At 69.7% G+C, this 15,495-nt stretch carries 10 protein-coding genes; 4 read left to right on the forward strand and 6 right to left on the reverse strand.

The features are described from left to right. The 6 genes from ABT116_RS29985 to ABT116_RS30010 form a co-directional block, all read right to left on the reverse strand. Positions 1-966: PAC2 family protein (locus ABT116_RS29985; RefSeq protein WP_351640315.1), on the reverse strand; the 966-nt coding region annotated here is incomplete at its 3' end. Positions 967-1,124: 158 nt separating this feature from the next. Next, a complete protein-coding gene (locus ABT116_RS29990; RefSeq protein WP_351640317.1) occupies positions 1,125-1,796 on the reverse strand; it encodes a FadR/GntR family transcriptional regulator in 672 nt (223 codons plus the stop codon). 126 nt (positions 1,797-1,922) lie between these two features. After that, entirely contained in the window at positions 1,923-3,539 is a 1,617-nt protein-coding gene (locus tag ABT116_RS29995; protein WP_351640319.1) for a glycerol-3-phosphate dehydrogenase/oxidase, read from the reverse strand. 8 nt (positions 3,540-3,547) lie between these two features. Beyond that, entirely contained in the window at positions 3,548-5,086 is a 1,539-nt protein-coding gene (glpK, locus tag ABT116_RS30000; protein WP_351640321.1) for a glycerol kinase GlpK, read from the reverse strand. Positions 5,087-5,168: 82 nt separating this feature from the next. Continuing rightward, positions 5,169-5,963 carry an MIP/aquaporin family protein gene (locus tag ABT116_RS30005; protein ID WP_351640322.1) on the reverse strand — a complete coding sequence of 265 codons (795 nt, stop codon included), beginning with the start codon at positions 5,961-5,963 and terminating at the stop codon, positions 5,169-5,171. A 262-nt stretch (positions 5,964-6,225) separates the two neighbouring features. Next, positions 6,226-6,999, reverse strand: coding sequence for an IclR family transcriptional regulator (locus ABT116_RS30010; RefSeq protein ID WP_351640323.1), 774 nt, complete (start codon positions 6,997-6,999; stop codon positions 6,226-6,228). A gap of 303 nt (positions 7,000-7,302) precedes the next feature. Between ABT116_RS30010 and metH the strand changes: the two genes are divergently transcribed. From metH to ABT116_RS30030, 4 genes are all read left to right on the forward strand, one after another. Next, on the forward strand, positions 7,303-10,818 hold the full coding sequence (metH, locus tag ABT116_RS30015) for a methionine synthase (protein ID WP_351640325.1): 3,516 nt from the start codon (positions 7,303-7,305) through the stop codon (positions 10,816-10,818). A gap of 169 nt (positions 10,819-10,987) precedes the next feature. Beyond that, positions 10,988-11,689, forward strand: coding sequence for an HAD family hydrolase (locus ABT116_RS30020; RefSeq protein WP_351640327.1), 702 nt, complete (start codon positions 10,988-10,990; stop codon positions 11,687-11,689). Between the two features lie 409 nt (positions 11,690-12,098). Further along, a complete protein-coding gene (locus ABT116_RS30025) occupies positions 12,099-13,703 on the forward strand; it encodes an ABC transporter substrate-binding protein (RefSeq protein ID WP_351640328.1) in 1,605 nt (534 codons plus the stop codon). A 106-nt stretch (positions 13,704-13,809) separates the two neighbouring features. Next, positions 13,810-15,393, forward strand: coding sequence for an ABC transporter substrate-binding protein (locus tag ABT116_RS30030; RefSeq protein ID WP_351640330.1), 1,584 nt, complete (start codon positions 13,810-13,812; stop codon positions 15,391-15,393). Positions 15,394-15,495: the final 102 nt, after the last annotated feature.

Genomic DNA, 15,495 nt, shown 5'->3' on the forward strand with positions numbered 1-15,495 from the left:
CTCGTCGTCGTCCGTGCCCGGCTTCGGCGGCTTCGGCGGGCGGGTGCGGCCGCTGGGGTTGTCCCGCAGGTAGGACGTGCTGTCGCTGCCGTCCGCGGTGGCGTGCCCGCCGGCCCCGGGCGGTCCGCCGTCGTGACGCCGCAGATAGCGTTCGAACTCCCGGGCGATGGCCTCCCCGGACGCCTCCGGCAGCTCGGCGGTGTCCCGCGCCTCCTCCAGCGACTGGACGTACTCGGCGACCTCGCTGTCCTCGGCGGCCAGCTGGTCCACGCCGACCTGCCAGGCGCGCGCGTCCTCGGGCAGCTCGCCCAGCGGGATGCGCACGTCGATCAGGTCCTCCAGGCGGTTCAGCAGCGCCAGGGTGGCCTTCGGGTTCGGCGGCTGCGACACGTAGTGCGGCACCGCGGCCCACAGCGAGACGGCCGGGACACCCGCGTGCGTGCAGGCCTCCTGGAGGACGCCGACGATGCCCGTGGGGCCCTCGTACTTGGTCTCCTCCAGGTCCATGCGGCGGGCCAGGTCCGGGTCGGACGTCGTGCCGCTGATCGGAACCGGACGGGTGTGCGGGGTGTCGCCGAGCAGGGCGCCCAGGACGACCACCAGTTCCACCCCCAGTTCGTGCGCGAAGCCCAGCAGTTCGTTGCAGAACGAACGCCACCGCATGGACGGTTCGATGCCACGGACGAGGACGAGATCGCGCGGCTTGTCACCGCCGACCCGGACCACCGACAGCCTGGTCGTGGGCCAGGTGATCTTGCGGACGCCCGCTTCCATGAACACCGTGGGGCGGTTGACCTGGAAGTCGTAGTAGTCCTCGGCGTCCAGCGCCGCGAACACCTCGCCCTTCCATTCCCGGTTCAGATGCGCGACCGCGGTGGAGGCGGCGTCGCCGGCATCGTTCCAGCCCTCGAACGCGGCCACCATGACCGGGTCGATCAGCTCGGGAACCCCCTCGAGCTCGATCACCCAGCGCCTCCTTCCGACGTGCCCTCGCTTGACCACCCAACCTTACGGCGTGCCGCGGGGGCGCCCGCAGCCCCCTTGCAGGGGGAGTGACCCCATCACTGCCCCGTGATCCGCCCCTGAACACCCCGGATGCGTCCGAGCAGTCCGTGAGGCCCTGGTCACAGGGTGGAGCGCAGCCATTGCTCCACACTCGCGACGTGGACGGTCGCCCACGAGCGCGCCGCCTCGGGGTCACGGTCGCGCAGGGCGGCCAGGATCGCGCGGTGCTCGTGCAGGGTGCGGGCGACGGCGTCCTCCTGGGTGAGACCGCGCCAGATCCGGGCCCGGGTCGTGGGGCCTGACAGACCGTCGAGCAGCGAGCACAGCACGGAGTTGCCCGAGCTCTGCACGATGCCCCGGTGGAACTCCAGGTCGCAGGCGACGAGATCCTCCACGGACGGGGTGTCGCCGAGCTTGTCCAGCTGAGCGCCCAGCGCGTCCAGTTGCTGCTCGCTGATCCGCAGCGCCGCCATGGCGGTCGCCGCCGGCTCCAGGATGCGGCGTACCGCCAGGAACTCCAGGACCGTGTCGTCCCGGTGGAAGTCGACGACGAAGCTCATCGCCTCCAGCAGCAGTTGAGGATCGAGGCTCGTGACGTACGTGCCGTCGCCCTGCCGCACGTCGAGGATCCGGATCAGCGACAGGGCGCGCACGGCCTCCCGCAGGGAGTTGCGCGACAACCCCAGCTCGGCGGCGAGTTCGCTCTCCTTGGGCAGCCGGTCGCCCGGGCGCAGCGCGCCGGAGACGATCATCCCCTTGATCTTCTCGATCGCCTCGTCGGTGACTGCCATGGCGGCCTCCCTGTGCGCTTAAGACCTCCGACGTATCAGGTCATTATGGGGGCAGGGGAACGCGGCAGGGGCGGCTCCGTCGGCGTGGAGCCGCCCCTGCCGGGATGGGGTCCCCCGTACCCGTGCCTACTTCTTGTCGAGCACGTCCTGCACCTTGGCGCGGACGTCGTCCGTGGCGAGGCCGCGGATCGTCAGCGTCGTGCGGCGGCGCAGCACGTCGTCCTGCGTCTCGGCCCACTCGTGGTCCCGGGCCCAGACGACCTGTGCCCAGATCTCCGGGGCGTCGGGGTGGACGCGCTCGGCGAGCTCGGGGCTCTCGTTGGCCAGGCGGGCGATGTCGAAGGCCAGCGAGCCGTAGTGCGTGGCCAGGTGCTTTGCCGTGTCCGCCGCCATGCGCGGGCCCGGTGCCGGCCGGTCGGTGAGCAGCCGGTGGGCGACCGCGCGCGGGTTGGCAATGCCGGGCAGCGGCAGCTTCTTCGGCAGGGCGCTGATCGGCTCGAAGTCGTCGCCCAGCGGGTGGCCCGGCAGCGCCTCCAGCTTCTTCATGATCGTCCGGCCGATGTGGCGGAAGGTGGTCCACTTGCCGCCCGCGACGGACAGCATGCCGCCCTTGCCCTCGGTGACGACCGTCTCGCGCTTGGCCTTGGAGGTGTCGCCGGGGCCGCCCGGCAGCACCCGCAGGCCCGCGAAGGCGTAGGTGATGAGGTCGCGGTCCAGCTGCTGGTCACGGACCGAGAAGGCGGCTTCGTCGAGGATCTGGGCTATGTCCTTCTCGGTGACCGAGACGTCCGCCGGGTCGCCCTCGAACTCCTCGTCGGTGGTGCCCAGCAGCAGCATGTCCTCCCAGGGGAGGGCGAAGGTGATGCGGTACTTGTCGATCGGGGTCGCGAGCGCGGCCTTCCAGGGGGAGGTGCGCTTGAGGACCAGGTGCGCGCCCTTCGACAGGCGGATGGAGGGCGCCGCGTTCGGGTCCTCCATCTTGCGCAGGTGGTCGACCCAGGGGCCGGTCGCGTTCAGCACCAGCCGGGCGCTGACACCGAACTCGTCACCGGACAGGCGGTCCTTCAGTTCGGCGCCCGTGACCCGGCCCTGGGTGAAGCGCAGGCCCGTCACCTCGGCGTGGTTCAGGACGACCGCGCCCGCCTCGACGGCCCCGCGGACCGTCATCAGCGCCATGCGCGCGTCGTTCATCTGGTCGTCGCCGTAGACGGCCACGGCCTTGAGGTTGTCGGTGCGCAGCTCCGGCACGTCCTGCGCGGCCTTCGCCGGCGAGAGCAGGTGCCCGACGCCGTCACCGAACGCGGAGAGCGCGGAGTAGGCGAAGACGCCCGCCCCGAGCTTCGCCGCGCCGTGCGGCCCGCCCTTGTACACGGGGAGGTAGAACGTGAGCGGGTTCGCCAGGTGGGGGGCCACCTGGCGGGATACCGCACGGCGCTCGAAGTGGTTCTCCGCCACCAGCTTCACCGCGCCGGTCTGCAGGTAGCGCAGACCGCCGTGGAGCAGCTTGGAGGAGGCGGAGGACGTGGCGCCGGCGAAGTCGCCGGCGTCCACCAGAGCCACCCTGAGGCCGGACTGCGCGGCGTGCCAGGCGGTGGAGATGCCCAGGATGCCGCCGCCGATCACGAGAAGGTCGTACGACGCCTTGGAGAGCTGCTCCCTGGTCTCGGCTCGGCTCGGGTTCGAGCCGGAGGCCGGGTGCGTCCCCAGGGCAGGCACGGACTGCAGGGTGGACTTGGTGGTCATGCTGTTTCTTACTCCTCGTCCTCGAGCCAGCCCATGGTCCGCTCGACGGCCTTGAGCCAGTTCTTGTACTCACGGGCGCGGGTGTCCGCGTCCATGCGGGGGGTCCACTCGGCGGCCCGCCGCCAGTTGGCGCGCAGGTCGTCGGTGCTGTTCCAGAAGCCGACGGCGAGACCGGCGGCGTAGGCGGCGCCGAGGCAGGTGGTCTCGGCGACCATCGGGCGCACCACGGGGGCGTCCACGAAGTCGGCGAGGGTCTGCATCAGCAGGTTGTTGGAGGTCATGCCGCCGTCGACCTTGAGGGCGGTCAGCTCCACGCCGGAGTCCTTCGTCATGGCGTCGGCGATCTCCCGCGTCTGCCAGGCGGTGGCCTCCAGGACGGCGCGCGCGAGGTGCGCCTTGGTGACGTACCGGGTGAGGCCGGCGATCACACCGCGGGCGTCGGAGCGCCAGTACGGGGCGAACAGGCCGGAGAAGGCCGGCACGAAGTAGGCGCCGCCGTTGTCCTCGACCGACAGGGCGAGGGTCTCGATCTCGGCGGCGGTGGAGATCAGGCCCATCTGGTCGCGCATCCACTGCACCAGCGAACCGGTGACGGCGATCGAGCCCTCCAGGGCGTAGACCGTCTTCTGGTCGCCGATCTTGTAGCCGACCGTGGTCAGCAGGCCGCTGTAGGAGTTGATGATCTTGTCACCGGTGTTCATCACCATGAAGGTGCCGGTGCCGTAGGTCGACTTGGTCTCGCCCTCGGCGAAACAGGTCTGGCCGAACAGGGCGGCCTGCTGGTCGCCGAGCGCGGAGGCGACCGGGATGCCGCCGAGCAGGTCGCCCAGCTTCCCGCCGGTGATCTCGCCGTAGACCTCGGCGGAGGAGCGGATCTCGGGCAGGATCTGCTGCGGGACGCCGATGGACTCGCAGATCTTCTCGTCCCACTGCATGGTGTGCAGGTTCATGAGCATGGTGCGGGAGGCGTTGGTGACGTCCGTGACGTGCTTGCCGCCGGCGACACCACCGGTCAGGTTCCAGATGACCCAAGTGTCCATCGTGCCGAAGAGGATGTCGCCCGCCTCGGCGCGCTCCTTGAGGCCGTCGACGTTGTCGAGCAGCCAGCGGGCCTTGGGGCCGGCGAAGTAGGAGGCGAGCGGCAGGCCCGTCTCGCGGCGGAAGCGGTCCTGGCCGACGTTGCGGCCGAGCTCGCGGCAGAGGGCGTCGGTGCGGGTGTCCTGCCAGACGATGGCGTTGTGGACGGGCTCACCGGTGTTCTTGTCCCACAGCACGGTCGTCTCGCGCTGGTTGGTGATGCCGATGGCCTTGATGTCGTTGCGGGTGATGCCGGCCTTCTCGATGGCCCCGGCGACGACCTCCTGGACGTTCGTCCAGATCTCGGTGGCGTTGTGCTCGACCCAGCCCGGCTTCGGGAAGATCTGCTCGTGCTCCTTCTGGTCGACGGAGACGATCCGGCCGTCCCGGTCGAAGACGATGCAGCGGCTGGAGGTGGTGCCCTGGTCGATGGCGGCGATGAAGGGGCCGGCGGTGTGCGCGTCGGTCACTGTGTGCTCCTGGTAATTCCGGGTTTATGGGGCTTTACGTACGGCGCGTGCTGGAAGTTTCCCGCAGGGCGGGGAATCGCTCCTAGGCGAATGCGACGTTGTAGATGCCTGCCGCGATGGCGCCGCCGATCAGCGGACCCACCACGGGGACCCAGGCGTAGCCCCAGTCGGAGCCGCCCTTGTTGGGCAGTGGCAGCAGGGCGTGCACGATGCGCGGTCCGAGGTCACGGGCCGGGTTGATCGCGTACCCCGTCGGGCCGCCGAGGGAGAGGCCGATGGAGACCACGACGAGCGCGGTGACCAGGGCGCCCAGGGTGCCCAGGCCGTTGCCCTTGTCGTTCAGGCCCTGGGTGAGCACGGCGAGCACCAGCACGACGGTGCCGATGATCTCCGTGGCGATGTTCTGCCAGGCGACCCGGACCTCGGGGCCGGTGGAGAAGACGCCCAGCACGGGGCCGGCGCCCTTCTCCTGGGCCTCGACGGCCTTGGCCGTGGTGTCCTGCGCACCCGGACCGCCGACTATCTCGCGGTCGGTGAGGTGGGCGTGGAACTGACCGTAGTAGGCGATCCAGACCAGGGCCGCGCCGATCATGGCGCCGAGAACCTGTCCGGCCCAGTAGACCGGGACGTTCTTCCAGTCGCCGTCCTTGATGGCGATGGCCAGCGTCACGGCCGGGTTCAGATGGGCGCCGGACAGCGGCGCCGAGGTGTAGACGGCCGTGAGCACCGCGAAGCCCCACCCGAAGGTGATGGCGAGCCAGCCGGCGTTGCGTGCCTTGGAGGCCTTCAGCGTGACGGCGGCGCAGACGCCGCCGCCGAGGAGGATGAGTATGGCGGTACCGATGGTCTCGCCGATGAAGATGTCGGAGCTGGACACCCGCGACTCCTTTGTCCTACGTCCAGGGAAGTTCGATACCGGCCTGGCGTTGTCACACTCTAGCGCGTATTGCCGGTAGCTGTTCGACAATGTCGACCGATGGACGGGAGTCTTGCTTCGGCGTTACGAGCACGTCAAGGGCTGTGGACTCGAAAATCTGATCGTTACTGATCGCCGCGGACCCGGTGATCTTTGCCGCAGGTGAGCGCGGACATGCCGAGGACCGGAACGCCGTACGACGCCCCGGTCCGCTCGTGTGCCCTCAGAACCGCCCGGCGCCCAGGTCTCGCGAGACCGCGCGGGCGCAGTCCCGTACGGCCGCGATCAGCTCGGGCCGCAGCGCTCCCTCGTCGTCGGGCCGGCACAGCCGTTCCACGGCGCCCGTGATGCCCACCGAGCCGACCGGCATGCGCCGCCGGTCGTGGATGGGGGCGGCGATGGAGGCCACGCCCTCCCAGGTCTCCTCCACGTCCGCCGCGTACCCCCGCGCGCGCGTGACGTCGAGGATGTGCTCGAAGTCCTCCGGCTCGCACACCGTCCGGTCGGTGAACGCCTTGCGGTCGGCCTCCAGGGCCTCGCTGTGCGCCACCGGGTCGTAGGCGGACAGCACTTTGCCCAGAGCCGTGGAGTGCAGCGGCTGCATGGCCCCGATCTCCAGGACCTGCCGGCTGTCGTCGGGCCGGAAGACGTGGTGCACGATCAGCACGCCCTGCTGGTGCAGGACGCCCAGGTAGACGCTCTCGCCGCTGGAACGGGCCAGGTCGTCGGCCCACACCAGGGCGCGCGCCCGCAGCTCGTGCACATCCAGGTAGGTGGTGCCCAGGCGCAGCAGCTCGGCGCCCAGCTGATAGCGCCCGGAGGCGTCGTCCTGCTCCACGAAGCCCTCCTGCTGGAGGGTGCGCAGGATGCCGTGGGCGGTGCCTTTGGCCAGGCCCAGCGACGAGGCGATGTCCGACAGGCCGAGCCGCCGCTCGCCGCCCGCGAGCAGCCGCAGCATCGCGGCCGCCCGTTCGAGCGACTGGATGTTCCGTGCCATCGCCGTACTGCCTCCGTCCCCTTCGACCGCCGACGAGCGTCACCACAGCCCTCGTTCGGCAATGTCGAACACTACCGGTCGTTGTCGACCTCTCGCTAATGGCGGGCCGCCATTTGTTGCGCCAGGATGACCGACGCGTCACCCATGCGGCCGTTCCGATGCCACGGAGTCCGCCCCGTGGACGCCCTGCCCATCCAAGCCCACTCCCGGTTACGCTGGCGCGGTGCGCCCTTCCCCGGATGCCCCCTGGCTGTCCGGGAAGCCGCAAAGCCGACAGCCGTCGCATCCGAGGGAGCCTCTTTCATGGCCGCGTTGCCGCCGACCCCTTCCACCGACAGCCGGGCCCGTGTGTCCGCGTTCCGAGAAGCCCTGGCCACCCGAGTGGTCGTGGCCGACGGCGCCATGGGCACCATGCTCCAGGCGCAGGACCCCACACTCGAGGACTTCGAGAACCTCGAGGGCTGCAACGAGATCCTCAACCTGACGCGGCCGGACATCGTCCGTTCGGTCCACGCCGAGTACTTCGACGCCGGTGTGGACTGCGTGGAGACCAACACCTTCGGCGCCAACCTCACCGCCCTCGGCGAGTACGACATCCCCGAGCGCGTCACCGAGCTGTCCGAGGCCGGTGCCCGGATCGCCCGCGAGGTGGCCGACGAGTTCACCCGCAGCACCGGCCAGCAGCGCTGGGTGCTCGGCTCCATGGGGCCCGGCACCAAGCTGCCCACCCTCGGCCACACCACCTTCGGCGCCATCCGGGACGCCTACCAGCAGAACGCCGAGGGCCTGCTCGCCGGTGGCGCCGACGCGCTGCTCGTGGAGACCACGCAGGACCTGCTCCAGACCAAGGCCTCCGTCATCGCCGCCCGCCGGGCCATGGAGGCCACCGGCCACTCCGTACCGCTGATCGTCTCGGTCACCGTCGAGACGACCGGCACCATGCTGCTCGGCTCCGAGATCGGCGCGGCCCTGACCGCGCTGGAGCCGCTCGGCATCGACATGATCGGCCTGAACTGCGCCACGGGCCCGGCCGAGATGAGCGAGCACCTGCGCTTCCTGTCCCGGCACTCCCGCATCCCGCTGTCCTGCATGCCCAACGCGGGCCTGCCGGTGCTGACCAAGGACGGCGCGCACTACCCGCTGACCGCGCCCGAGCTGGCCGAGGCGCAGGGCACCTTCGTCCGGGACTACGGCCTCTCCCTCGTCGGCGGTTGCTGCGGCACCACCCCCGAGCACCTGCGTCAGCTGGTCGAGCGCGTCCGGGACGTCGCCCCCACCGAACGCAGCCCGCAGCCCGAGCCGGGCGCCGCCTCCCTGTACCAGAGCGTGCCGTTCCGGCAGGACACCTCCTACCTGGCCATCGGCGAGCGCACCAACGCCAACGGCTCGAAGAAGTTCCGCGAGGCCATGCTGGAGGGCCGCTGGGACGACTGCGTGGAGATGGCCCGCGACCAGATCCGCGAGGGCGCGCACATGCTCGACCTGTGCGTGGACTACGTCGGCCGCGACGGCGTCGCCGACATGGAGGAGCTGGCCGGCCGCTTCGCCACCGCCTCCACCCTGCCGATCGTGCTGGACTCCACCGAGGTCGACGTCATCCGGGCCGGCCTGGAGAAGCTCGGCGGCCGCGCGGTGATCAACTCGGTGAACTACGAGGACGGCGACGGCCCCGACTCCCGCTTCGCCAAGGTCACCGCCCTCGCCCAGGAGCACGGCGCCGCCCTCATCGCGCTCACCATCGACGAGGAGGGCCAGGCCCGCACCGCCGAGAAGAAGGTCGAGATCGCCGAACGGCTCATCGACGACCTGACCGGCAACTGGGGCATCCACGAGGAGGACATCCTCGTCGACTGCCTGACCTTCACCATCTGCACCGGCCAGGAGGAGTCCCGGGGGGACGGCATCGCCACCATCGAGGGCATCCGCGAGCTGAAGCGGCGGCACCCGAAGGTGCAGACCACGCTGGGCCTGTCCAACATCTCCTTCGGCCTCAACCCGGCCGCCCGCATCCTGCTCAACTCCGTCTTCCTCGACGAGTGCGTCAAGGCGGGCCTGGACTCGGCGATCGTGCACGCCAGCAAGATCCTGCCGATCGCCCGTTTCAGCGAGGAGGAGGTCCAGACCGCCCTGGATCTCATCCACGACCGCCGCGCCGAGGGCTACGACCCGCTGCAGAAGCTCATGCAGCTGTTCGAGGGCGCCACCGCCAAGTCCCTCAAGGCCGGCAAGGCCGAGGAACTGGCCGCCCTGCCGCTCGACGAGCGCCTCAAGCGGCGCATCATCGACGGCGAGAAGAACGGCCTCGAAGCGGACCTCGACGAGGCCCTCCAGGAGCGGCCCGCGCTCGACATCGTCAACGAGACCCTGCTGGACGGCATGAAGGTCGTCGGCGAGCTGTTCGGCTCCGGCCAGATGCAGTTGCCGTTCGTCCTGCAGTCCGCCGAGGTCATGAAGACGGCCGTCGCCCACCTCGAACCGCACATGGAGAAGACCGACGAGGCCGGCAAGGGCACCATCGTGCTCGCCACCGTCCGCGGCGACGTGCACGACATCGGCAAGAACCTCGTCGACATCATCCTGTCCAACAACGGCTACAACGTCGTCAACCTCGGCATCAAGCAGCCGGTCTCCGCGATCCTGGAAGCCGCCGAGGAGCACCGGGCCGACGTCATCGGCATGTCCGGTCTCCTGGTGAAGTCCACGGTGATCATGAAGGAGAACCTGGAGGAGCTGAACCAGCGCGGCCTGGCCTCCGGCTACCCGGTCATCCTCGGCGGCGCCGCCCTCACCCGCGCCTACGTCGAGCAGGACCTGCACGAGATCTACGAGGGCGAGGTCCGCTACGCCCGCGACGCCTTCGAGGGCCTGCGCCTGATGGACGCCCTGATCGGCGTCAAGCGGGGCGTACCCGGCGCCAAGCTGCCCGAGCTCAAGCAGCGCAGGGTACGGGCCGCCGCCCCGGCCGCCGTCGAGGAGCGCCCCGAGGAGGGGCACGTCCGCTCCGACGTCGCCACCGACAACCCCGTGCCCACCCCGCCCTTCCGCGGCACCCGCGTGATCAAGGGCATCCAGCTCAAGGAGTACGCGAGCTGGCTCGACGAGGGCGCCCTGTTCAAGGGCCAGTGGGGCCTCAAGCAGGCCCGCACCGGCGAGGGCCCGTCCTACGAGGAGCTCGTCGAGAACGAGGGCAGGCCCCGGCTGCGCGGCCTGCTGGACCGGCTCCAGACGGAGAACCTGCTGGAGGCGGCCGTGGTCTACGGCTACTTCCCGTGCGTCTCCAAGGACGACGACCTGATCATCCTGGACGAGCAGGGCAACGAGCGCACCCGCTTCACCTTCCCGCGTCAGCGCCGGGGCCGCCGCCTGTGCCTGGCCGACTTCTTCCGCCCGGAGGAGTCCGGCGAGACCGACGTCGTCGGCTTCCAGGTCGTCACCGTCGGCTCGCGCATCGGCGAGGAGACCGCGCGGCTCTTCGAGGCCAACGCCTACCGCGACTACCTCGAACTGCACGGGCTGTCCGTGCAGCTGGCCGAGGCGCTCGCCGAGTACTGGCACGCGCGCGTGCGCTCCGAACTCGGCTTCGCCGGCGAGGACCCGGACGAGATGCAGGGCATGTTCGAGCTGAAGTACCGGGGCGCCCGCTTCTCCCTCGGCTACGGCGCCTGCCCCGACCTGGAGGACCGCGCCAAGATCGCCGACCTGCTCCAGCCGGAGCGCATCGGCGTCCAGCTGTCCGAGGAGTTCCAGCTGCACCCCGAGCAGTCCACGGACGCCATCGTGATCCACCACCCGGAGGCGAAGTACTTCAACGCCCGCTGAGCGGCCCTCCGGTGCACGTCACAGCGCCCCCCGGCGTATCCACGGTGTGCCCGGGGGCACAGCGGCTAAACGAGGCACTTCGCTCACGGACGACGTAGACTGGTCGGTCCACCGCAGGCCGGTTCCCTTCGTGGGAGCCGGCCTGACCGTCCCTCAAGGAGGTACGTGGATGACCAGTACGGTCCCCGCACTCGGTACCCGGTCCGCCGAAGGGTCGGCCTTGCAGGCCGTGCTCCTCGACATGGACGGCACACTGGTGGACACGGAGGGCTTCTGGTGGGACGTCGAGGTCGAGGTCTTCGCCTCCCTCGGCCACAGGCTCGACGAGTCCTGGCGCCATGTCGTGGTCGGCGGCCCCATGACCCGCAGCGCAGGGTTCCTCATCGAGGCCACCGGCGCCGACATCCCCCTCGACGAGCTCACCGTGCTCCTGAACGACGGCTTCGAGGACCGCATCGACCGCGCCCTGCCGCTGATGCCGGGCGCCGGCCGGCTGCTCGCCGAGCTGTACGAGTACGAGATCCCAACAGCCCTGGTCTCCGCCTCGCACCGGCGCATCATCGACCGGGTGCTCACCTCGCTCGGCGCCCACCACTTCAGCCTGACGGTGGCCGGTGACGAGGTGCCGCGCACCAAGCCCCACCCCGATCCGTACCTGGCCGCCGCCGCCGGGCTCGGCGCGGACCCGGCCCGGTGCGCCGTCATCGAGGACACCGCGACCGGGGTCGCCGCCGCCGAGGCCGCGGGCTGCCAGGTCGTGGCCGTGCCCTCCGTGGCCCCCATCGCCCCGGCCCTGCGCCGCACGGTCGTCACTTCCCTCGAAGAGGTCGACCTGACTTTTCTGCACGGCTTGATGACGGAAATGCGCTAGGCGTTCACCCAGCGTGCAGCGGCGTTAGGGCCGCAATTCCGAAGGCGAATTCGAAGCCCTCCGGCCGATCGAATTCCCGTACCTTCGAACCCGTTTACGCGTGTGACGTTCCCCACGCATTCCGGGGTCGACACTCGATCCGACGTGTGCTGCGCGCCCCCTCAAGGGGGTTGCCGGCGTGCCCTTGTGTCCCGATTGATGGAACGCTGCACCAAAGCTTCCGCTGTCGGGTTTTCGGTCTGTCCGCGCCCGGTTCCACAGCGTGATGGGTGCTCAACTCCGGTGGCTGCGAACCCTCCTGCCGGCCCGGACTAACCTCGTCGCGAGAACATCGCCCCACCCCCGTGATCCGCTGCGCCACCCCTGCATGCCGGGTACACGGAGTCGACAGCTCTGGAGAAACTCGAGCATGAACCGCAAGACTTTGGTGCTGCCGGCCGTGATCGGCTTGCTCGCGCCGGTGCTCGCCGCCTGCGGAGGGTCCGACAGCGGGAGCGGCGACAGCGACGCGATCGTTGTCGGCACCACGGACCGGTTCACCGCCTCGAAGGACGCCCCGGCGCCCCTCGACCCGGCCTACGCCTATGACGTCGGCACCTGGAACATCCTGCGCCAGACCGTGCAGACCCTGATGATCCAGCCGCGCGGTGAGGGCGAGCCGGTACCGGAGGCCGCCGAGCGGTGCGGCTTCACCGACACCGGCAACGAGCGCTACGCCTGCACCCTGCGCGACGGCCTGAAGTTCTCCAACGGCAACGCTGTCACCGCGGCCGACGTGAAGTACTCCATCGACCGCGCACGCTCCCTCAAGGCCGACAGCGGCGTGTTCGCGCTGCTGTCCACCATCGACACCGTCGAGACCCAGGGCGACCGCGAGGTCATCTTCCACCTCAAGACCGCCGACGCGACCTTCCCGTACAAGCTGTCGACCCCGGTCGCCGGCATCGTCGACCCCGACGACTACCCGAAGAACAAGCTGCGAGACGGCTTTGACCTGGAGGGCTCCGGCCCGTACACCCTCAAGGCCGACGTCGAGAACAACGAGCTGGTCAAGGCCGAGTTCACCAAGAACCCCGACTACAAGGGGACCCTCGAGGTGAACAACGACAAGGTCGACATGGTGTCCTTCAAGGACGCCGACGCCATGGGCAAGGCGCTGGACAAGGGCGACATCGACCTGATGACCCGCGCCATGTCGCCGGATCAGATCCGCGAGCTCTCGGCCGACGCCGACACCAACGTCGACCTCGTCGAGATGCCCGGCCTGGAGATCCGCTACCTGGGCTTCAACACCGACGCCCCGACGGTGAAGTCCAAGGCCGTGCGCCAGGCGATGGCCCAGGTCGTCAACCGCAGCGCGCTGGTCTCCAAGGTCTACGGCTCCCAGGCCGAGCCGCTGTACTCGCTGGTCCCGGCCAGCGTCACCGGCCACTCCAACTCGTTCTTCAACAAGTACGGCGAGCCGAACGTCACCAAGGCCCGTGCCCTGCTCAACCAGGCGAACATCACCACCCCGGTGAAGCTCACGCTGCACTACACGACCGACCACTACGGCCCGGCCACCAAGAAGGAGTTCGAGGTCCTGAAGGACCAGCTGAACTCCAGCGGCCTGTTCGACGTCGGCATCAAGGGCACCCCCTGGGACACCTTCCGCCCGGCCGAGAAGAAGGGCGACTACGACGTCTACGGCATGGGCTGGTTCCCGGACTTCCCGGACGCCGACAACTTCCTCGCGCCGTTCCTCGACGCCGACAACACGCTCGGCTCGCCGTACGACAACAGCCAGATCCGCAAGACCCTGATCCCGGAGTCCCGCCGTGAGGCGGACCGGCTGTCCGCCTCCACCAGCCTGACGGACATTCAGGACATCGTCGCCGGCGACGTGCCGGTGCTGCCGCTGTGGCAGGGCAAGCAGTACGTCGCCGCCCGCGACGACGTCACGGGTACCGCGTACGCGCTCAACTCCGCCTCGACGCTCCAGCTGTGGGAGCTCGGGCGGGGCGTGAGCGGCTGACGGACCCGCTGGATCCCCGGGGCCCCTGACCGCGGCCCCGGGGAGCCGCGCCCCGGAGCCGGCACATGCTCCGGGCGTTCTCGAGAACCGACGACAAGGCACACACGTGAACCTACGCAACCAGTGGCCGGTCCTGCCCATCGTGGCGGGGCTCGCCTCCGGACTGCTGACCGGCTGTGGCACGGAGAGCGGAGACTCCGCGGGGGACGGCTCCAACGTGGTGGTGGGGATGTCCGACGACGTCCTGGCCACGGACCCGGCCTCCGGCTACGACCCCGGCTCCTGGCTGTTGTTCAACAACGTCTTCCAGTCCCTGCTGAGCTTCCCCAAGGGCGCCACGGAACCCCAGCCGGAGGCCGCCGAGAGCTGCGGCTTCAGCGACACGCAGACCCGGGTCTACAAGTGCACGCTGAAGGACGGCCTCAAGTTCAGCAACGGTGACGAGCTCACCTCCGAGGACGTGAAGTTCTCCTTCGACCGCATGCTGAAGATCAAGGACCCGGACGGGCCCGCGATCATGTTCCCCACGCTCGACAAGGTCGAGACGCCGGACGAGAAGACGGTCGTCTTCCAGCTGAACACGGCCGACGCCACCTTCCCCAGCAAGATCGCCTCCGGCGCCGGTTCCATCGTCGACCACAACGAGTACGACGCGGGCAAGCTCCGCGAGGACGGCCAGGCCGTCGGCTCCGGCCCGTACAAGCTCGACTCGTTCGACGACGGCCAGGCCGTCTTCTCCGTCAACGAGAACTACGAGGGCACCGCCAAGGTGAAGAACAGCGGCGTGACGCTGAAGTTCTTCGACGGCGACCAGACCGCCCTGAAGAAGGCCATCCAGGACGAGGAGGTCGACATCGCCTACCGCGGCCTCACCGCGGGCGACGTCGCCGACATGGAGAAGGCCGACGACGGCACCGGCACCGAGGTCGTCGAGGGCAGCAGCGCCGAGGTCCAGCACCTGGTCTTCAACATGGACGACCCGGTCGCCGGAAAGCTCGGCGTCCGCAAGGCCATCGCCCACCTGCTCGACCGCGAAGCCCTCATCAGGGACGTCTACCAGGGCACCGCGACCCCGCTGTACTCGATCATCCCGGCCGGTATCGCGGGCCACAACACGGCCTTCTTCGACACCTACGGCGCCCGCCCCTCCAAGGCCAAGGCCCGGGCCGCGCTGCGCGAGGACGGCATCACGGGCAGGGTGAAGCTCACCCTCTGGTCGACCCCGTCCCGCTACGGCCCCGCCACCGACCAGGAGCTGGAGGCCATCGCGGGCCAGCTCAACACCAGCGGCCTGTTCGACGCCAGCGTCAAGTCGGTCCCCTTCGGCCAGTACGAGAAGGACATCGCCGCCGGCAAGTACGGCGTCTACGTGAAGGGCTGGGTGCCGGACTACCCGGACGCCGACAACTTCACGGCCCCCTTCTTCGGCGAGGGCAACGTGCTGAGCAACAACTACGACAACGGCACGATCACCGGCTCGCTCATCCCGCGCACCGCCGCCCTGACCAACCGGGCCTCCACGGACAAGGAGTTCGGGGAGCTGCAGGACATCGTCGCCGACGAGCTCCCCGTCCTGCCGGTGTGGCAGGCCAAGCAGTACGCGGTCGTCCGCGACGGCGTCTACGGCCTCGAGTACTGCCTCGACGCCTCGACGGTGTTCCGCTTCTGGGAGCTCAGCAAGGACGCCTGACGCACCGGCGGATCCCTCGTCGGCGCGCTGGTGGTCGAGGAGACCGACGAGATCCTCGCCATCACGCTGTCGGGCGGTGTGATTCGTACGCGGGTCAACGAG

Origin of the sequence: Streptomyces sp. NPDC002130 (assembly GCF_040296465.1) — a bacterium.
In the GTDB taxonomy this organism is placed as follows: Bacteria; Actinomycetota; Actinomycetes; order Streptomycetales; family Streptomycetaceae; genus Streptomyces.